Annotated in this window: 19 protein-coding genes; 11 read left to right on the top strand and 8 right to left on the bottom strand. The window is 43.5% G+C overall.

What is annotated here, in order from left to right; all coding sequences use genetic code 11:
• The first annotated feature begins 91 nt into the window (after nt 1–91).
• Entirely contained in the window at nt 92–361 is a 270-nt protein-coding gene (locus EJP82_RS12910; RefSeq protein WP_127192469.1) for a PQ-loop domain-containing transporter, read from the top strand.
• Between the two features lie 123 nt (nt 362–484).
• Here the strand turns inward: EJP82_RS12910 and EJP82_RS12905 are convergent, their stop codons facing one another.
• Entirely contained in the window at nt 485–1192 is a 708-nt protein-coding gene (locus EJP82_RS12905) for a DNA alkylation repair protein (RefSeq protein ID WP_127192522.1), read from the bottom strand.
• Nucleotides 1193–1301: 109 nt separating this feature from the next.
• Entirely contained in the window at nt 1302–2813 is a 1512-nt protein-coding gene (gene rlmD, locus EJP82_RS12900) for a 23S rRNA (uracil(1939)-C(5))-methyltransferase RlmD (protein WP_127192468.1), read from the bottom strand.
• Nucleotides 2814–2978: 165 nt separating this feature from the next.
• Between rlmD and recQ the strand changes: the two genes are divergently transcribed.
• Nucleotides 2979–4820, top strand: a complete 1842-nt coding sequence (recQ, locus tag EJP82_RS12895) for a DNA helicase RecQ (RefSeq protein ID WP_127192467.1) — start codon at nt 2979–2981, stop codon at nt 4818–4820.
• A gap of 11 nt (nt 4821–4831) precedes the next feature.
• Complete coding sequence (locus EJP82_RS12890; protein WP_127192466.1) at nt 4832–6604, top strand: B12-binding domain-containing radical SAM protein; 1773 nt, start codon at nt 4832–4834, stop codon at nt 6602–6604.
• A 673-nt stretch (nt 6605–7277) separates the two neighbouring features.
• On the opposite strand, the gene EJP82_RS12885 is transcribed toward EJP82_RS12890, so the two are convergent.
• From EJP82_RS12885 to mnmL, 3 genes are all read right to left on the bottom strand, one after another.
• The gene (locus EJP82_RS12885; protein ID WP_211350099.1) at nt 7278–8207 is read right to left on the bottom strand and encodes an alpha/beta hydrolase; all 930 of its coding nucleotides are present in this window, start codon (nt 8205–8207) and stop codon (nt 7278–7280) included.
• A 76-nt stretch (nt 8208–8283) separates the two neighbouring features.
• Nucleotides 8284–8868, bottom strand: a complete 585-nt coding sequence (gene mnmM, locus EJP82_RS12880; protein WP_127192464.1) for a tRNA 5-(aminomethyl)-2-thiouridylate-methyltransferase MnmM — start codon at nt 8866–8868, stop codon at nt 8284–8286.
• 1 nt (nt 8869) lies between these two features.
• Complete coding sequence (gene mnmL, locus EJP82_RS12875) at nt 8870–9823, bottom strand: tRNA modification radical SAM protein MnmL/YtqA (RefSeq protein ID WP_370877645.1); 954 nt, start codon at nt 9821–9823, stop codon at nt 8870–8872.
• 333 nt (nt 9824–10156) lie between these two features.
• On the opposite strand from mnmL, the gene trmB reads away from it, so the two are divergent.
• Nucleotides 10157–10876 (top strand): tRNA (guanosine(46)-N7)-methyltransferase TrmB, encoded by a 720-nt coding sequence (trmB, locus tag EJP82_RS12870; RefSeq protein ID WP_127192462.1) that lies wholly within the window; start codon nt 10157–10159, stop codon nt 10874–10876.
• 90 nt (nt 10877–10966) lie between these two features.
• Here the strand turns inward: trmB and EJP82_RS12865 are convergent, their stop codons facing one another.
• Nucleotides 10967–12103: an MGDG synthase family glycosyltransferase gene (locus EJP82_RS12865; RefSeq protein ID WP_127192461.1), complete on the bottom strand. Its 1137-nt coding sequence runs from the start codon at nt 12101–12103 to the stop codon at nt 10967–10969.
• A 60-nt stretch (nt 12104–12163) separates the two neighbouring features.
• Nucleotides 12164–12691 (bottom strand): phosphatase PAP2 family protein, encoded by a 528-nt coding sequence (locus EJP82_RS12860; RefSeq protein WP_127192460.1) that lies wholly within the window; start codon nt 12689–12691, stop codon nt 12164–12166.
• Nucleotides 12692–13283: 592 nt separating this feature from the next.
• On the opposite strand from EJP82_RS12860, the gene EJP82_RS12855 reads away from it, so the two are divergent.
• From EJP82_RS12855 to EJP82_RS12835, 5 genes are all read left to right on the top strand, one after another.
• Nucleotides 13284–14522 (top strand): glycosyltransferase family 2 protein, encoded by a 1239-nt coding sequence (locus tag EJP82_RS12855; protein ID WP_127192459.1) that lies wholly within the window; start codon nt 13284–13286, stop codon nt 14520–14522.
• A gap of 288 nt (nt 14523–14810) precedes the next feature.
• Nucleotides 14811–15305: a translation initiation factor IF-3 gene (gene infC, locus EJP82_RS12850; RefSeq protein ID WP_127192458.1), complete on the top strand. Its 495-nt coding sequence runs from the start codon at nt 14811–14813 to the stop codon at nt 15303–15305.
• 79 nt (nt 15306–15384) lie between these two features.
• Entirely contained in the window at nt 15385–15585 is a 201-nt protein-coding gene (rpmI, locus tag EJP82_RS12845) for a 50S ribosomal protein L35 (protein WP_127192457.1), read from the top strand.
• Between the two features lie 30 nt (nt 15586–15615).
• Nucleotides 15616–15975: a 50S ribosomal protein L20 gene (rplT, locus tag EJP82_RS12840; protein ID WP_127192456.1), complete on the top strand. Its 360-nt coding sequence runs from the start codon at nt 15616–15618 to the stop codon at nt 15973–15975.
• 167 nt (nt 15976–16142) lie between these two features.
• Nucleotides 16143–16478: a hypothetical protein gene (locus EJP82_RS12835; RefSeq protein ID WP_127192455.1), complete on the top strand. Its 336-nt coding sequence runs from the start codon at nt 16143–16145 to the stop codon at nt 16476–16478.
• Between the two features lie 10 nt (nt 16479–16488).
• On the opposite strand, the gene EJP82_RS12830 is transcribed toward EJP82_RS12835, so the two are convergent.
• The gene (locus EJP82_RS12830) at nt 16489–16944 is read right to left on the bottom strand and encodes a GNAT family N-acetyltransferase (RefSeq protein WP_127192454.1); all 456 of its coding nucleotides are present in this window, start codon (nt 16942–16944) and stop codon (nt 16489–16491) included.
• Nucleotides 16945–17510: 566 nt separating this feature from the next.
• On the opposite strand from EJP82_RS12830, the gene ilvB reads away from it, so the two are divergent.
• Entirely contained in the window at nt 17511–19256 is a 1746-nt protein-coding gene (gene ilvB / locus EJP82_RS12825; protein WP_127192453.1) for a biosynthetic-type acetolactate synthase large subunit, read from the top strand.
• Nucleotides 19253–19741 carry an acetolactate synthase small subunit gene (gene ilvN / locus EJP82_RS12820; RefSeq protein WP_211350098.1) on the top strand — a complete coding sequence of 163 codons (489 nt, stop codon included), beginning with the start codon at nt 19253–19255 and terminating at the stop codon, nt 19739–19741. Before ilvB ends, ilvN begins: the two co-directional genes overlap by 4 nt.
• Nucleotides 19742–19753 lie beyond the last annotated feature (12 nt).

Here is a 19753-nt window from a genome sequence, read left to right as displayed (position 1 = left end):
AAAATTGCCGCATTAGGTATAGAAAAATAAAGAATGCACAATCTGGGCTGCATCGCCATACAACAGTATATATAATAGGGGAGGTATAGCAATGTTGCTATCTGTATTACAACTCATTGGAGGAGCCATTCTTGCCTTAGGATATATACCACAAATCATTCAAATCATTCGAACAAAATCTGTATCAGATTTAAGTTTAAGATCGTACTTGCTGATGGTGGTAGGGATTAGCCTCATGGAAGCATATGCAGTTAGTTTGGCAATTAGTGGTGTGGGTTTAGCTTTTTTGATTACTAATACTGTATCCTTATGTATTGTTTCTATTGTTGTTGTCCTTATTATGCGATATAAATCTCGTTAACGTTGTTCAATGGCTAAGCGGTTTTTAATGATATATAAAAGGGATACCATTCTTTTGGTGGTATCCCTCAATTTATTCAATTGTTTGTGATCATTGAACTATTTAAGCACGGATTCAAACATCCTAGCATCTTACATGTTTGCGTTTGAATCCAAGGACTCCTTTATCTACTGACTTCTGGATACGCTCTGAAGCGTGCAGATAGTTGTCTTTTTTCTTATTCCCTTTGACTGTTACAGGGCCAACTGCCTTTGCGATCTCGACCGCCATATCATGAAGAGGCAAATAGGATACCCCCACAGTAGCAATAAAATTATTCATTGCGTATTTCACTCGTTCTGGTGCATCGTGAATTGCGCTTTCCACCATTTCAAGCATATTGGCTATTTTGCTTTCGGAAAATTGACTATCAGGGCGATTACCCAGAAGCCAGCAGTAACAATTCCACCCCGCTGACATTTTCAACTCTTCTCCGCTAGCGATCCATTTATCAGCAACTTCTTGCGCAATGTCTGCTTCTGCCAAAGTTACGGCGACCACAAAATCGGACAGCATATAGAAATATGCCCCATCAATCCATCGCTCAAAATCCTCTGCAGTCATCGCTTGGGGATCCGCAATTATTCCTGCAAAATACATGGCATCATAGTTCCCTGTAGCGTAAAGCTGTTCTGCCAACGGTTGATTTATTTTTATTTTTCTGAAAAGGGGCTTCATTTCACCTGTTGCCACACCAAAAAGCGGCTCATGCGCACCATTGGATATGTAAATTTTTTTGAGCCTTTCTTTTCCGAGTGCTTCTAATTCCTGCATAACCGCTTCAAAATCCATCATTAACACTCCTTCACCTTGGAGATTTCATATCGTGATTTTATAAATGAAAGGAACCTTATGCCGTGAGCATTAGCTCATTGCATAAGGTCATTATTTCAATGTGAAACTAATTTCTAACCAATAACACTACTGCCTCGACCTGACTTGTTTGTGGGAACATATCGATAGGTTGCACCATTTCGATAGAATATCCACCTTCCATTAGGACTTTGCAATCCTTGGCGAGAGTGGATGGGTTACAGGATACATATACGAAACGTTTAGGTTTCGTACGCAGGACAGCCTCCATAAAACTTGGGTGGAGTCCAGTACGTGGTGGATCGGCAATGATAACGTCAGGTGAGAAGCCATTTTTAACCCAACGAGGCAATAGATCCTCTGCATAACCTTCGTAGAATGAGACATTACTACGTCCGTTAAGAGCCGCATTGTCCTTGGCATCTAACACAGCTTCCGTGATCGATTCTATCCCCCGAACCTCACGCGCATAAGGTGCGAGCCACAGACCAATCGTCCCTGTGCCGCAATAAGCGTCTACAACCGTTTCTTGGCCTGTTAATGCTGCGGCAACTCGGACTGATTCATACAGCTTGACTGTTTGCAGGGGATTCAGTTGGAAGAAGGCACGTGGCGACAGAGTAAATTCCAGGTCACCAAGAGACTCGCGAATCCCTTCCTCTCCCCAAATAAGCAGCGTTTTGTTCCCGAAAACAAGGGAGGTATTCTTCGGATTGACGTTCATGGAGATGCTGACGAGCTCTGGAATCGCCAGTCGAAGTTCTCTCACAAGCAAATCACGCTTAGGAAGTTTGTCGCTTGCAGTCACGAGCGTAAGTTGAAGTTGCTCAGATTGGAACCCCCAGCGTACAACGATTGTGCGAATCCATCCTAGGTTTCCACGGTCCTGGTCTTTATGGACTGGAATGTTTAGACTTTGAAGCACTTTTCTGGTCTTGTCTACAGCTTCATTTACCTTCGGATGTTGGATTGGACAACCCGTAATATCAACCAGCTTGTGAGAGTCAGTTCCATAAAGTCCAGCGATGATTTGTTCTTTTTGCATGCCAAGTTGAAGTTGTGCCTTGTTTCGGTAATCCCATGGATGTTCCATGCCGAGGATCGGCTTCATTTTCTTGAGATCTTGAATCCCTGCGAAGCGGGAAAACGCCTCGCGCACAATTTCTTCTTTACCCTGCAGTTGTCCTTCGTAGGAAAGATGCTGAATTTGACAGCCTCCACAAATACCGAACACAGGGCATGGAGCATCTATCCGATGAGGGGAGCGCTTTTCTATCTGCACAATTTCAGCCCCGATGAAATTACTCTCAGCACGGGTCACCTTGGCTTTAATGACTTCGCCCGGAAGCGCACCTACAATAAATACCGCCTTACGACGGTAATAGCCGACGCCTTCTCCATTTATTCCGAGTCTCTTTATAGTTACAATAATAGTATCTCCAATGTGTAACTCTTCGGCATGCTCGCGATCCTGTACCCGCAGAGCGGCCGGTCGTCCTACTGAAGGTTTAGTACCCGAGTGACGTTTTTTAGAGTTAGTCGGTGGTTGATGCCCTTTAGTTTTGTTAGTGGAACGATTTGATTCTTTTGGTTCATTCATAGTTTAATTCTCCATCCTTGAAATTTATTCAGTCTCAATATACCACGTAGTGGGTAGCAAGTACCATGTAGTCTCGAAGTCAATTTGCCCATTTTCTTCATCCCCGTTAAACTGGAAGTAGATAGAGGGTTTATAGAGCAAGAGAAACGTAAGGAGCTTATTAAGATGAATCTGCTGGAACTTCATATGGAACAAGCCCAATCTTTTTTGCAAAAATACTACGGTTACCCCGATTTCCGCGAAGGGCAGCGTAAGATCGTCGAGAGTGTGCTCTCAGGGTCCGATACACTTGGAATAATGCCTACAGGAGGCGGTAAGTCGGTCTGTTATCAGATTCCGGCTTTAATTCTGCCGGGGCTGACCTTGGTGGTATCACCATTAATTTCATTGATGAAAGATCAGGTGGATGCACTCACAACAATGGGAGTGCCTGCGGCTTATATTAACAGTACGTTATCTGGAAAAGAGGTAAATGATCGTATACGCGCTGCTAAACGTGGCGAAATCAAGCTACTCTATGTAGCTCCTGAGCGACTAGAACTGGATTGGTTCCGTGAGGAAATGAGCAGTTTAGAAATTTCCTGCGTTGCCGTGGACGAAGCGCACTGCGTTTCACAGTGGGGTCATGATTTTCGGACGAGTTATCTCGCCGTATCTCCATTTGTGAATAGCCTGCCAGAACGTCCGATTATCGCGGCATTTACAGCTACGGCGACACCGGAAGTCATGGACGACATGATCCGATTACTTCGGTTGGAGGATCCAGCCTTGTTCATGACAGGCTTGGGACGGGATAACCTGTCAATGTCTGTGTTACGTGGTGAGAATAAACGTGATTTCGTATTGAATTATGCAGAGACACATGCCCATCAACCCGGGATCGTGTATGCCGCAACTCGTAAAGAGGTGGATGATCTATACGAGCGTTTACGTCAATCGGGCATACCAGCCGGACGATATCATGCGGGTTTGCCAGACCGTGAGCGGGAGGAAAGTCAGGAAGCATTCCTCTATGACGATATCCGAGTGATGGTAGCGACGAATGCATTTGGTATGGGGATCGATAAATCGAACGTCCGATACGTCATTCATTACAATATGCCTAAGAACATGGAGGCTTATGTACAGGAAGCAGGACGTGCAGGGCGGGATGGAGAGCCCAGCGATTGTATTCTACTCTTTAGTCCACAGGATATTATGACGCAAAAGTTTCTGATTGAGCAGAATCCCCAAGATGGGGACCGCAAACGGAACGAATATCGTAAACTTCAGCAAATGATCGAGTATTGCTATTCAACCAGCTGTCTAAAGTGGGGAATGTTAGATTATTTCGGAGAAGCACATGACAGGAAGCCTTGCGGGATTTGTAGTTCCTGCCGGGATGAACGTGAGCTAGTCGATATGACAGTTGATGCACAGATTATTTTCTCTTGTATCCATCGGATGCGTGAACGCTTTGGTGTGTCACTGGTTGCCTCCGTACTAAAAGGTTCGCAGAACAAGAAGGTACTTCAATATGGGTTCGAGACGTTGCCTACCTATGGTATGATGCGCCGCCGCACGGAGAAGGAGATATCTGAACTCATTAATCTCTTAATTGCTGAAGGCTATCTAGCGTTGTCTGAAGGGCAATATCCTATTGTTCGTCTACTGCCGCTATCAGTTGATGTGTTAAAAGGGCAACATCAGGTCATGATGCGAGCACCTGAGCCTATTCTGTCCAAAACGGCGAGCAGTAGCAGTAACCGGCGAAGAGGATCTGCATACGATGACGGACCATCGGCAGTTAATGAGACCGTATTTGAACAACTTCGTCTTATTCGTCGTGAACTGGCAGAGAGGGACCGGGTCCCTTCTTATATTATTTTCAATGATGCAACACTGCGTGAGATGAGTCTTGTTTGTCCAACGAGTGAGTCGGACATGCTGAGGATAAAAGGGGTCGGCGAGGTCAAATATCGCAAGTATGGTCGACCGTTTCTGGAATTTTTTCAAAATATGGAATAGGGTTGTGAATTATGAAAGTCATCTTGTCTACTTTAAATGCAAAATATATACACACTTCGTTGGCTATTCGATTACTGAAGGCATATAGCGAGCATGAATTTGATATTGAACTAGCTGAATTTACGATTAAGGATCCAGTGATGAATGTCGTCTCTGATCTATATCAGCGCAAGCCGGATGTGATTGGGTTCTCATGTTATATCTGGAACATCGAAGAGACGTTGAAGTTAGCCGATTTATTAAAAAAAGTTTTACCGGAATGTAAGATCATTTTGGGTGGTCCTGAGGTTTCTTATGATACACCTTACTGGATGGGACGTTCGAAGAGTGTAGATTTTATTGTAATGGGAGATGGGGAGGAGACGTTCCACCATCTTTTGCAGGAGATAGCAGGGGATCAGAAATATCACTATGTGTTTGGTGCGACTTATCGCAAGGGTGAGGAAGTTATAGTTAACCCTGGTCGACCAAAAAGTGATTTAAATACACTACCGACACCTCATCGATTTCCGGATGATCTTCCGGATTTGGGCAAACGTATAGTTTATTTCGAGACAAGCCGTGGTTGTCCATTTAGCTGTCAATTTTGCCTCTCTAGTATCGAGGTTGGTGTTCGTTATTATGATATCGAACGTGTCAAATCGGATTTGCTGTACCTGATCAATAATGGGGCCAAAATCATTAAATTCCTCGATCGTACGTTCAATATTAACCGTAATTATGCGATGGAAATGTTTGAATTTCTAATTGCGAATCATGGTGGATGTGTATTTCAATTTGAAATTACCGCAGATATCATGCGTCCGGAAGTGCTTGATTACTTGGCTGAGAATGCCCCGCCAGGTGTTTTTCGGTTCGAGATTGGCGTTCAGTCGACCAATGATGCGACGAACGAACTCGTTAAGCGACGTCAGAACTTTACCAAGCTATCTCGGACGGTAATGAAGATCAAGAATAGTGGTAATATCGATCAGCATCTCGATCTTATCGCCGGACTACCTGAAGAAGATTACGCCAGTTTCCGCAAAACATTTAATGATGTCTTCGCTATGCGTCCTGAGGAACTTCAACTTGGGTTTCTGAAGTTGCTGAGGGGTACTGGATTAAGAAACGAAGCTGCTAAATACAACTATGTATACATGGATCATGCCCCGTATGAAATACTTGGAAATGATATCATGCCATTTTCGGACATTATTTCCTTAAAGCGGCTTGAAGATGTGCTAGAAAAATATTGGAATGCACATCGTATGGATCACACGCTGAATTACTTGATGGAGCATGAGTTTGATTCACCGTTTGATTTCTTCCAAGAGTTCGGGGATTTCTGGGAGGAGCGAGGGTGGCAACGCATTGGTCATCAACTTGAGGATTTGTTCACACGTCTTCAAGACTTTCTGACTCGTCGTGGGCTTAAAGAGCCTGGTATCGTGCTTGGTCTTATGAAGCTGGATTATTTCCTGGGTCATAAATATAAGCCTCGTAAAATATGGTGGGAAGATCGTGTTCCTAAAGACATGCGCGTGAGTTACTTTAAGCGTCTTGCTGAGGAGCCGTCCAGCGTGTCCGATGATTTCGCCGCTCGTCATTTAGATGAGCGTGAGCTACTGAAATTCGCTGTGGTTGAAGAGTTGCCATTCCAGCTGAATGATCTATTGGAAGGGAAGGAAATCAAGGAGAGTGACGGGCAGGGGTCACTGTTGATAGTTCTATATCAGCAGGAAGAAAATGAAGTACCCGTCTTCTATTCTATGCCACTGACAGTGACATCACCTCAGGGATAGACAAGGATACTGAAAAAATCCGCAAATATTTGTGTAGGATGCCGCTACGATATCGGATTATCCTTACGATCGCTGTTGTCCTCTGATTTCTTGATTGTATACTGAATAGTGGTTGAAATCAGAGGACAAAGGCGAACGCTTACGCTTCTTCAGGATAATTCCGCTATCTTCGCTACTTCGAACAGTATTCCTCTTTTTTATAAGTGTGGTTTTGTCTAGCGGTATTCTTTTCGCAATCTATTCGTACGAAAGATGCCTCTTTTCAAATTCAGGCGGGATCAAGGACGCTTATGAAGCAAAAGAGATAGAGTAGAGCCTAAATAAAGGCGGAATTCCATTTAATATCTAATGGAATTCCGCCTTTATCAATTTAAATTGATTTCTAAATTAAAACGTAAGTTTTTCAGTGCCTCCGTTATCGGAGGCTTTTTTGTTCTGAATTATGGCGCTAAACCACTATCAGCACTATTTTAATAACGATGGATATGCTAGGAACGTAGCGAAGAGGACGGAATTGTTCTGGAGAAGCGATAGCGTTCGCCTTTGCCCTTAGATTTCTACCGTTAAAGCTAGTATAGAATCAGGAAATCTAAGGGCAACAGCGATCGAAAGAATAATCCGTCATCGTAGCGGTCATCTACAACACAGTTTTTATTATGCATCTATTGCCGTTTTATTCAGTATGTCGTTTAAGCCAATCGACAACATCTGCACTGACCTCATCACGGTTAATCTCATTTAGCATTTCGTGTCGGCCGCCTGGATATAGCTTCACTTCAACGTCCTGCAACTTGTGTTGTTCATATAACTTAACAAGTTTACGAACTCCCGCACCATTATCGCCTACGGGGTCCTTGTCTCCACAGAATATATAAACGGGTTTTTCTTTTGGGATTTTCTCTAGTTGACTCGGACGGTGTATTTCTAAAAGCAAACTAAAGAATTGTTGGAAGAAACTAGTGCTACATATAAAGCCGCAGTAGGGGTCATTGATATACTTATCTACTTCGGCTTCATCCCTAGAGAGCCAATCAAAGGATGTTCGGACTGGGAGGAAATTTTTGTTGAAATTCCCGAAGGAAAGTGCATTTAACAAGAGGCTGGCATGGCGTTCACCTTGTAAGAGGCCTTGAAAACGAGCCAGATTCTGTCCTATATGTAGTAACGGCCGTGGACCATTAGTTCCACTCAGTATAAATCCTTTGTAATTTTGATGATTTGTGTACATCGTTTTTTGAGTAAGAAAGGACCCCATACTGTGACCAAGTAAAAATAGAGGCTGATTAGGATGCTGCTTCTTAATGAAGTCTCCAAGCGCTATGATGTCGCGTACCATGCCGTTAAAGCCATCTTTACCAGGACGACCAAGCTCTTCCTGGGTTTTCGCTGTTAAGCCGTGGCCTCTATGGTCATTAGCATATACATGGAAGCCTTGTTCCGTAAGTACTTGTGCAAATCGTTCATACCGTTTGGCCGTCTCGGTCATTCCATGCGCAATTTGTACTACTCCGCGCAGTGGGGCTGACTCAACGTCTGGTGACCAGTGGTATACATAAACTTGGTGTCCTGCATCATTCTGAAAAGTAAAATTTTCTTCTCTCAACGACCACACCATCCTTTCAGTATCCTACTTCCTAATCTCATAATGATGCACTTATGATGCCCTGTTCTTAGTCACCTTATCTTTTCTCAATGGCGATAAGATATGGAGCGGTTGATCTTTGCAACTGGCGATACACAATGCTCTGTCCAATAGAAGAGGGGAGGCTAGCAGCCCATGATTCAACGGCGGCGGCCTCTGTCTCACCTCCAGGGTGACCAGGGTAGAGTACTATAGTGATAAGCCCACGTGGACGAAGCAAGCGGACACCGACCTCAAGAGCTTCTAACGTGCTTTCCGTCAAAGTAATAACAGAGTGATCGGCTTCGGTGGTAGGTAGATAACCTAAGTTAAACATGATGGAGCCAAGACGCCCGTGCGATTCCGCAGGAAGGGCATCTTCCATCTCAGCATGACTTCGGTTAAATAAAGTTACCTTAGCCAGTCTGGTGGGTGGCTCTATCTTATCCAGGCGTTCTTGAGTGATGTGGAGTGCTTCGGACTGAACATCGAAGCCAAAGACATGCCCGCGCTTACCACAAGCCTGTGCTAGAAATAATGTATCTGCACCTGTTCCAGCCGTTGCATCTACAGCATAATCACCTGGTTGCAACCGTTCACTTGTCAGTTTATGTGCGAAGCTTAATACAGAGAGAAAGCCCATGTTAACATCCTCTCCAAAACTTGCCTTGCCAAGTATCCCGTTGTTTCAGTTCATCATCGATCGCATTCAGAACTTCCCATTTCTTCAGACTCCACATCGGTCCAACAAGGAGGTCACGCGGAGCATCTCCTGTTAATCGATGGACAATCATTTCAGGTGGCAGGAATTCCAATGTGTCGACAATCAGCTTCACATATTCATCCTTCTCTAGAAAGCGTAACAAACCGGCTTCATATTGTTTCACCATAGGGGTTTTACGCATGAGATGAAGCAAGTGAATCTTAATACCTTGCACATCCATAGCGGCAACGGCGCGTCCCGTATCTAGCATCATCTCATGACTTTCTTGTGGTAGTCCGTAGATGATATGGGTACAAACGCGAATGTTACGACTGCGAAGTTTCTCAACAGCATCCAGATAGCACTGAGTATCGTGCGCACGATTTATAAGCTCTGAAGTGGAGTCATGAATAGTTTGTAATCCCATTTCAACCCATAGGTAAGTACGCTCATTTAATTCTGCTAAATAATCAACCACGTCGTCTGGAAGACAATCGGGCCGCGTAGCGATGGACAAACCAACGACACCGGGTTGCACCAAAATAGCTTCGAAGTACTCGCGAAGCTCGTCTACAGGTGCGTATGTGTTCGTATACGCCTGGAAGTAACCGATGTACTGGGCATTAGGCCACTTGATATGTTGCTTGTCGCGAATGTTGTTGAATTGTGTCACAAGGTCATCGCGCCGACTGCCTGCAAAGTCACCCGAACCACGAGCGCTACAGAAAGTACAGCCGCCTTTGGCAATGGAACCATCTCGATTTGGACAAGTGAATCCGGCATCTAGCATGACTTTGAAAACTTTGCCACCGAATTGATCCCGCATCTCTGTATTCCATGTATGAAATCGCTTGTCTCCCCACAATTTTGGGGAGGAGGGTAGTAGTGTGTTCATCATAACTCCTTTATTCTGTCACAAAAGTAGGTTTCGCTTTAACTTTGCTAATAAACCGTGTGATCCCACGGCTTCCACTGTTTCATTGTATCAAAATTTTATATAAAAGGGGAATCCGGTCTCTGAGCTTTCTTGCGATGAATTACAGATTATGTTATTTTGAATGTATTGAAATCGTTGGACCCCAATTCCAAAATATATCGAAAAAGGAATCATGTGAACCGTCTCCCCGGCGGCTGCAAGATTCCTTTTTCACTGTTTTTACTCTTTACAATTGAGCGGAACTTAGGCACAATATTGCAAGGATGGCCTATAAAAGGTTGAACATGCACTATGAGAAAGCGGAGGAATGACATGCGTTTACGCGGCAGAAAAGGAATTCGAGAGAGTCTTGAGAGTCAGCAAGATATCGTTATATTAGAGCCCAAGGAATACAGAGGACGTTGGTCCGAATTGTTTGGAAATGATCGCCCTATCTATATTGAACTTGGGATGGGAAAGGGACAATTCATTAGTGGAATGAGTGCTAAATATCCTGAAGTTAACTTTATCGGTATGGACATGTATGACGAGTTGGTTCGTCGTGCAAGCGAGAAAGTTCGTGCTATCTGGGGAGAGCAAGAGCCTCAGAGTGTAAGACTCGCGCTTGGTAATATTGAAATGATCGAGGAGTTTTTTGCCCCTGGTGAGGTAGAGCGGATTTACTTGAACTTCAGTGATCCTTGGCCAAAAGCAAAGCATGGGCGGAGACGACTGACACATCCACGGTTTTTAGATAAATATATTAAGTTGTTGAATGAAAAGGGTGAAATTCATTTTAAAACGGATTCTAGAGATCTGTTTCAGTTTTCACTCAATTCGTTTGCTGCGAGCGGACTGCAAATGAGTAATATATCGCTTAGTCTTCATGCGAACGGAATTAATGAAGACCATGTGATGACAGAATACGAAAGCAAATTCGTGGGGCAAGGAATGCCTATTCATCGTTGTGAGGTCATCGTAGGTGAGGCGGCTTTACGTAACTACCACGAGCATAAGATGGATAATTTTTAGTAACTTGATTCGATTCATGTGAAAGTTTATAAGTAAAAAGCCAACAGCCCATGATTACTTAATGGGGTGTTGGCTTTTTACGTGCGAGAGTTAAATTAGGGCCTTGTTGTTACTTTCTAGAATATCCATAATGGCTTGTGCGCTTTGCATTGGATGATAACTGGCGATCTCACTGAGGACTTTTTCTCGTTCAGCAGTTACTTCCTCATAGTTATCGATCAACCGTTTGATCCAATTCGTAATATCGTCTAACGAGCTGATCGGTGTCCCCCAACCTTGTGCAGCGAAATATTGAGAGTTCTCTTCTTCCTGGCCAGGAAGTGGCTTATGAAACAACATCGGGATGGCTTTGGCTAATCCTTCCGTGCAAGTCATACCACCTGGCTTCGTAATGAGGAGATCGGATACCTCCATCAGTTTGTCGATTTCCTTTGTAAAGCCAAGAAGGTGAACATTCGGATGAATAAACCGAGGATCACGTTTCATCTTCTCCAGCGATTTGACATTACTACCGAAACAGAAAATAAGTTGGATCTGGTCTCGGTTCATGGCGAGTAACGAATTAACCGCTTCGTCCTTCATGAACCCCCAACCGCCACCCATGACAAGAATTGTAGGCATGTCATGTAAATGAAATTGATTCCGAATGTCTTCTTTTCCGTGGCGTTCCCAAAAGTTCGGATGGACTGGAATTCCAGTAATCTGGATTTTATCCTCCTCAACACCTCGTTCCAGCAGCTTTTCCTTCACCGGCTCCGTAGATACTAGGTAACGGTTGACTTCGGCGCTAACCCAAGTTCCATGAGCATCGTAATCGGTAATAACCGTGCATAGTGGTACATCTAGTCCGAGTCGTTTCATGCGTGAAATGACAGCACTAGGAATCGGATGCGTACACACGATGACATCAGGATGGAGTTGCTGGATGATCTGTGTTGTGTGCGTATAAAATAGCCGATGAAGAGCTAAAGTCGTCAATCGATTTAAAGACTTTTTATAGTTGCTGCGATACATCATCCGAACAAGTCGAGGTTGGGTGAATACCGTCTTTTTGTAAGCTGTTATGATGAACGGTGCCATCCTCGGATTTAGAAAACTGCCGAGTTCCATCACTTTCGTCTGCACATTAGGCGCTATCTTGCGTAAACTGCTTGAGAGAGCGTATGCCGCTTGGGTATGTCCGGCCCCAAACCCCTCAGATAAAAGTAAGACTCTTTGTTTATGCACTATAGTTTCACCTTTTCCCGCAAGGTTTTCCCATGACTTAACAATTTAACAATATCCCGTTTACGTCCATAATGCAACCGTTCCGAGGGCAACTGAGGTGCCGATCACGACTCCAGCGAGAACATCGGAGGGGTAATGTAGACCTAAATATATTCGGGAGATCGCAACTAGCAGTGCTATAGGGCCTAGAATAAGGACAAGGCCCGGTTGAGCTACCATGAAGGGCACTGTAGCTGAAAATATAGCCGTTGTATGACCCGATGGAAAAGAATGATCGGTAAGAGGATTCCTGAAAGTATTTGTTCCCGGTAAGATCAAATAAGGCCGAATACGTGGATATATTTTCTTCGAGAGTGCTACTGGAATATGGCTGACTGCCAATGCAACACCAGCTTGGAGACCGATCGTACTCCATGGTTCAGGACAGAGCCACCAAATAAATAGTATAGATAATATGGTGAAACGAGCTCCTCCTAGATGAGTTAGATGATAAAACCAAAAGTTAAGAAAACTCCTGTGGAAGCGGCCGTTGATTCTCATAAAAAGCTGTTGATCAAGTTGTTTGAGCTTTTCAATTAAATGATTCATGTGATCCCTCCGCGCTTCTATTGGCCGCGTGTACGGCCCAAAATTGCACTCAGTGAATTAGGGCTTAGTCGTAGCATGGCATTTTCGGGTTAGACTTATCATATTTTTATTCGCGGGTCTTTTCAAGGTTAGAGGTTAATTTTTGTTAAAATGGAATTCGGTTTTTTGACTCTTGACTTTCCACCCTTTACAATGATTCAAATGATATCAAAAAAGTTTAAAGAAATATAAGTAATTTCGTAAACTTTTTAAATTTTTATTCGTTTGTTATTATGAGTGTTTTACATTCGCGTAACAATTAGCAAAAAAAAGGGGGCCTTAGGAAATAAAAAAAGCCAAAATGGATGAAAATAAGAACTAATCGCACAGATTGCAGGTAACAACGTTGCCTTGTGGAGATATAGACTGACTTCGGTTGAATTTTCAGCATAAGAGCCATACATGAACTTTGACAAATAAGTTAAAGTCGAGGAAAATCGTAATGCGCTAACAGGTTGTTCGTTTTTGTAAACTATATAAGGGTCATTAAAAAAAGAAAACTCCAAAAATGTAGATAAAGAAATTGAGGAGTTAAAAGGGGGTACAAAGTATCATGATAGACACCATTTTGGTATCTCTGCAAGTTTTTCTGGCAGTGATAGGTCTGTATCAATTTGGATTATCTTTATTCGGCATGTACAAGAAAAAGAAAAAAGAACAATTTGCGCCGAATAAATCTTTTGCTGTGCTGGTAGCGGCACATAACGAAGAAAAAGTAGTAGGGGCTCTAATGGAGAACCTAAAGCATCTTAATTACCCGAAAGAACTTTACGATGTATTTGTAATTTGTGATAACTGTACAGATAATACGGCGGCAATCGTTCGGAGTCACGGAATGAACGCATGCGTTCGTACAAATCAAAATTTACGTGGTAAAGGTTATGCGATTGAATGGATGTTGAAGCAACTCTGGAAAATGCCTAGGCAATATGATGGAGTTGTCATGTTTGATGCAGATAATCTGGCTCATCCAGATTTCCTGAGTGAAATGAATAACGATCTGTGTTCAGGTGCCCGGGTAATTCAAGGATATATCGATACGAAAAATCCAGAGGATTCATGGATTACGGCCTCTTATGGTATTTCGTACTGGTATTGCAATCGTTTATGGCAGCTGTCTCGCCATAATTTGAATATGGCTAACTTCCTCGGTGGTACTGGGATGTGCTTTGAAACTGAACTTCTGAAGGAGATTGGGTGGGGAGCCACCAGCCTTGTGGAAGATTTGGAATTTACAATGCGCTGTGTTGAACGTGGGATCTACCCGGTATTCAACTATGATGCGAAGCTGTTCGACGAGAAGCCACTTACGTTCAAGGCTTCAGCTCGTCAAAGGCTGCGCTGGATGCAGGGACATTTTACGGTAGCTCGGAGATATTTCTTCCCGTTACTTTGGAAGAGTATCAAGGAACGGAATCTAATCAAACTGGATATGGCGCTTTATGGAGCTAACGTATATATCGTACTGTTAACTTTCTTAATGACTGCTGTAATCTGGGTAGATCAATCATTTATGGGTGAACCACGCTTAGCGAATTTGTATGGTTACTTCCCGATGTGGATATCGTTCGTGGCAATCGCTGCTAATGTATTTATCTTCTTGATGGCTATGATCTTGGAGAAGGTTAAGTTTAAGAAAGTTTATGCTTATCTCATTCTGTTCCCAATTTACTTGTTATCGTGGTGGCCGATTACGTTCTATGCGTTCTTTACGCAAAACAACAAACAATGGAGCCATACCCAACATACTCGAGTTGTTCGACTGGAAGAGGTACAAAGTAAACAGGTTTAATGGGCTCACAAAAAAAGTGTGAATCATTGCTTGACTTGTGATTGCTCCATATGATATATTATTTTGGTGTTGTAAACAGATTAATAATGGATTGCAAGCAGAGGCCAGGGCTTCTCACCTGTTCAACTTCGTGTTGACTGGTTTTGATCTTAATTTATGAATGAATGTTCATGAAGAATTGATGATCAATTTGGGATGCGGGCGTAAACCTGCATCCCTTTTAATTTTGGCCTTTCGGTCGCAATGGTAACAAATATTTGGAGGTGGATAATTATCAGTAAGGAACATTTGATCAATGATGAGATACGGGCTAAAGAAGTACGCTTAGTAGGCGCTGAAGGCGAACAAATTGGTATTACACCAATTCGCGAAGCACTACAAATGGCAATCGACCTGAATCTGGATCTGGTTAACGTCGCTCCGACGGCCAAGCCGCCGGTATGTCGGATTATGGACTACGGAAAATTCCGTTATGAGACGCAGAAGAAAGAGAAAGAAGCCCGTAAGAATCAGAAGATAGTGGACATCAAGGAAGTATGGTTCCGTGCCAATATTGAGGAACATGACTACCAGACGAAACTTCGTAACGTGATCAAATTTTTGAATGAAGGCGACAAGGTCAAATGCTCGGTTCGTTTCCGCGGCCGTGAAATTGCCCATGCCGACCTCGGAAAGAAAATTTTGGACCGCGTCAAAGAAGAAGTTGCAGAAAGCTGTAGTGTTGAACGACTTCCTAAATTGGAAGGTCGCAGCATGATTATGATTTTGGCACCGAAAAACTAAGCATTAGCTTATACAAGCTGTTCTACTTTAGCGGGTCACTCGCAAAGTGAAAGCTCACAAACTCTGAGGGGGAAGTACAATGCCGAAAATGAAAACCCACAGCAGCCTGAAAGGCCGCTTTAAGATTACTGGTACAGGTAAAGTAAGACGTTACAAAGCTAACCGTAACCACTTGTTGTCCCATAAATCGAAACGTGGTAAACGCGTACTAGCGAATAGTCCTGTAATGTATTCAGGAGATGTAAGTCGTCTTAAGCAACAATTAGCTAATTTGAAATAATTAACATAACTTTTTGGGAGGTTTATTAATATGGCAAGAGTTAAAGGCGGATTTGTCGTTCGTCGTCGTCATAAAAAAGTATTGAAGCTTGCTAAGGGATACTTTGGTTCGAAACACCGCATTTTTAAAACAGCTAATGAACAGGTAATGAAATCCCTGTTGTATGCATACCGTGACCGTCGTCAAGTGAAACGTGATTTCCGCAGATTGTGGATTGTTCGTATCAACGCGGCAGCTCGTTTGAACGGCTTGTCTTACAGCAAAATGATGCATGGTCTTAAATTGGCAGAAGTGAACATTAACCGCAAAATGCTTGCTGATTTGGCTGTAAATGATCTTCCTGCGTTCAATTCTTTGGCTACTGTAGCTAAAGAGAAAATCAACGCGTAAATAATTGGATTTATATAATTAGGCACCTCGAACAGGTATTGTACTTGTTCGAGGTGCCTTTTTTTTATAGCAAGGCGATGGCGTAAGCTGAATCCGCTTTTACCGAATATGTTGGGGATAAGACAGTGCTGGTGTCTTTGAACAGTAAATTTCGGAGGAGGATTTCCATGAATAAAAAGATTACAAGGAAAGAAGCCGAAAAATGGCTTGGAAAATCCATTACCGCCTATAGAAAAGATGGTAGCTTCGTTACAGGAAAATTGGTGAGAATTAGTGGCAATCGCCTAATTTTAAGTCAGGATTCAAATAAGAAAGTCAGAACGAAAGCAATAATTCCTCTTGTTCTGTTCGATCTTCTGGCCATCGGAACGTCACCTGGTGTTAGTGGCTTTGGTGGTTATGGAGGTTATGGCGGCTATGGAGGATACAATTATGGGTATGGGGGTTACGGCGGCGGCTACGGTGGCTATGGCGGCGGTTACCCGTATGGATATTTCCGGTAGATAGCTTTAGTTAAGCAAGTATGGATAAGTTCTTCTCTAATTCGAAGCATTGGGATATCTGAATGAAACGTACAGAACGGTATCCCAGCTTCTGATAGAACTGGTGGGCTCTGGTGTTGTCCTGGTCCACCATTACTTTTGATCTTTTGCATCCACGAGAACTAGCGAAGTTCTCAGCCTGAGCCATAAGGGTTTTGCCGTGCTGCTTACTGCGGTGTGCAGGTAATACGGCCATCATATCGATATATAGCAGTTCGCCGTGAATCATAAAATGAATGAATCCCACCAAATCAGATTCGTAATAAGGCGAAACTACTAGCGTAACGCCGCGCGAAAGCCGTTTGGGCAACTCCTCAATAACTTTATTCAGTTCATTTGTTGGTAAGCTAGAGAGGGGGACAAGCTCCTTTTTGATCAAACTGATAATGATAGGATCATCTTGTTTAGGCCTTCTAAAGCGGATCATTTCGCTCGTATTCCTCCTTACTGTGTATAATTTGGGCGCTGTTTGATATCATATGACAATAGGGTGGAGATACGTTCCGATCAGCACTGTTTTGAGAAATCCGAGGCCTATGTTTTAAAAGGGTATTGACGGGGCGTGTAAACTAATCATATAATGTTTCTAACATTTTACGTTCATAAATGCATCGGCGATGATGAGGACGAAGGTTTAAGGGCTCTTTGCTCAGAGAGTGGATGGAATTGCTGAAACCACCACCATTACCCCTTAAATGCGAGCTCACCTCGGAGCTGTTTTCCTGAAAAGCTTTACTGAAGCAGAATGTCCTACGGGATTCCTGCAGAGGGGCTTATTAGGGAGAATCGTTAGGTCTGCGTTAGAGACCACGGGTAGGGGCTAGCCATGCTTTTACTCGTCAAGGCTTGGCACTGCGAAGTGCTGGGTGAAAATGGGTGGTACCACGGAAGCTATAACCTTTCGTCCCTCGGAATAGGAAACTATTCCGGCGGATGAAGGGTTTTTTTTGTTGTATGAATTGAACTGCCTAACATTTGGAAGGAGGATGACTGATGAGTGCGCATATTCCGGAAGTGCAGTCTACAGAACAATTACGTGAGAAATGGATGAAACCAGAAGTTATTTCGGGTTCAGAAATCTTGCTTCGAAGTTTGCTATTAGAAGGTGTCGAGTGTGTCTTCGGTTATCCAGGTGGCGCGGTATTATATATCTATGACGCGTTGTACGGATTTACTGATTTCAAACATTTGCTGACAAGACATGAGCAAGGAGCCATCCATGCAGCGGACGGTTATGCTAGAGCTAGTGGCAAAGTGGGGGTTTGTATCGCCACCTCCGGCCCTGGAGCGACTAACACGGTCACGGGGATAGCAACAGCGTTTATGGATTCAGTTCCTTTGGTGGTAATTACTGGTAACGTCGTATCCAGCCTGATTGGTACAGATGCATTCCAAGAAGCGGATATTACCGGTATCACAATGCCGATTACAAAACATAGTTATCTAGTTCGAAACGTAGAGGACTTACCGCGCATTATTCACGAAGCTTTTCATATCGCGAATACAGGACGCAAGGGTCCGGTGCTGATTGATATTCCGAAAGACGTTTCAGCGAACAAAACGTTGTTTGAACCAGGTCAATCCATAAAATTACGTGGTTACAATCCAACAGTCGTGCCTAATCGTCTTCAGCTTGATAAGCTGGCAGCAGCAATTCAGGAAGCAGAACGTCCGGTGATCATCGCTGGAGGTGGTGTTGTATACTCGGGTGGTCATGAAGAGTTATTCGAATTCGTGACTAGAACGGAAATACCAGTAACGACAACATTACTTGGACTTGGCGCATTCCCAAGTGGGAATGAATTATGGATGGGAATGCCGGGTATGCACGGAACCTACACATCTAACCAAGCGATCCAACAGGCCGATCTATTAATCAACATCGGCGCCCGCTTTGATGATCGTGTGACAGGCAAGCTGAATGGTTTCGCACCGCTTGCTAAGATCGTTCACATTGATATTGATCCGGCAGAAATAGGCAAGAACGTAAAGGCAGATATTCCGATTGTTGGAGATGTCAAAACGGTGCTTGAAATGTTAAATCCTCTCGTAGGACGTAGTAATAAAGCTGATGCTTGGAGAACTAAAGTTAGTCAGTGGAAGCAAGATAAGCCGTGGAAATATATTGATTCCGATACAGAGCTTAAACCTCAATGGGTAATTGAGCTGTTGAATGATACAACGAGCGGTGAGGCCATTGTAACGACAGACGTAGGACAGCATCAGATGTGGGCTGCTCAATATTACAGATTCAATCAGCCGCGCTCTTGGATTACTTCCGGCGGACTTGGAACTATGGGATTTGGCTTTCCGGCAGCTATTGGTGCACAAATGGCATATCCAGAGCGACTAGTCATTTCGATCAATGGTGACGGCGGTATGCAAATGTGTGCTCAAGAACTGGCGATTTGTGCGATCAACAACATCCCAGTGAAGATCGTTGTAATAAATAATCAGGTGCTTGGAATGGTTCGTCAATGGCAGGAATTGATTTATGAAAATCGCTATAGCCATATCGATCTTGCCGGCAGTCCGGATTTTGTGAAATTGGCAGAGGCCTATGGTGTTAAAGGTTTGCGAGCGAGTAACAAAGAGGATGCCAAGCAAGTTTGGCAAGAGGCTTTAGATACTCCAGGGCCAGTTCTAGTGGAATTCGTGGTCCGTAAAGAGGAGAACGTATATCCAATGGTTACGCAAGGTTCTACCATTGATCAAATGTTGATGGGAGACAGTGAATGATGATGAAGAGCCATGCTATTTCGGTATTAGTGAACGACCAGCCGGGAGTTTTGCAGCGAGTGTCCGGACTATTCGGACGACGTGGTTTTAATATTGAGAGCATTACGGTTGGACAGTCAGAAGAAGTAGGGTTGTCTCGGATGGTCATTGTGACTCAAGGAGACGACAAGACACTAGAGCAAATTGAGAAACAACTTTATAAGTTGATCGACGTCATCAAGGTTGTGAATCTGAGTTCTAAACCAATGGTAGGTCGTGAACTAGCATTGATTAAAGTGAAGTCTGAACCTGCTGAGCGTCCCGAGATTATGGGTGTTGTTGAAACGTTCCGTGCAGCAGTCGTGGATATCGGAACTAACAGCATGATTGTACAGGTTGTTGGTGACACAGAGAAGATCAATGCTATGATAGAATTGTTGCAACCGTATGGTATTCGGGAATTGTCCCGAACAGGAGTTACAGCTATGATTCGAGGAAATGCATAATTTGTAAATGTT

The sequence above is a fragment of the Paenibacillus anaericanus genome, from assembly GCF_003994475.1.
Classification (GTDB): domain Bacteria; phylum Bacillota; class Bacilli; order Paenibacillales; family Paenibacillaceae; genus Fontibacillus; species Fontibacillus anaericanus.
Note: the sequence above shows the minus strand (reverse complement) of the source record. Positions and strands in the feature narration are given on the sequence as shown.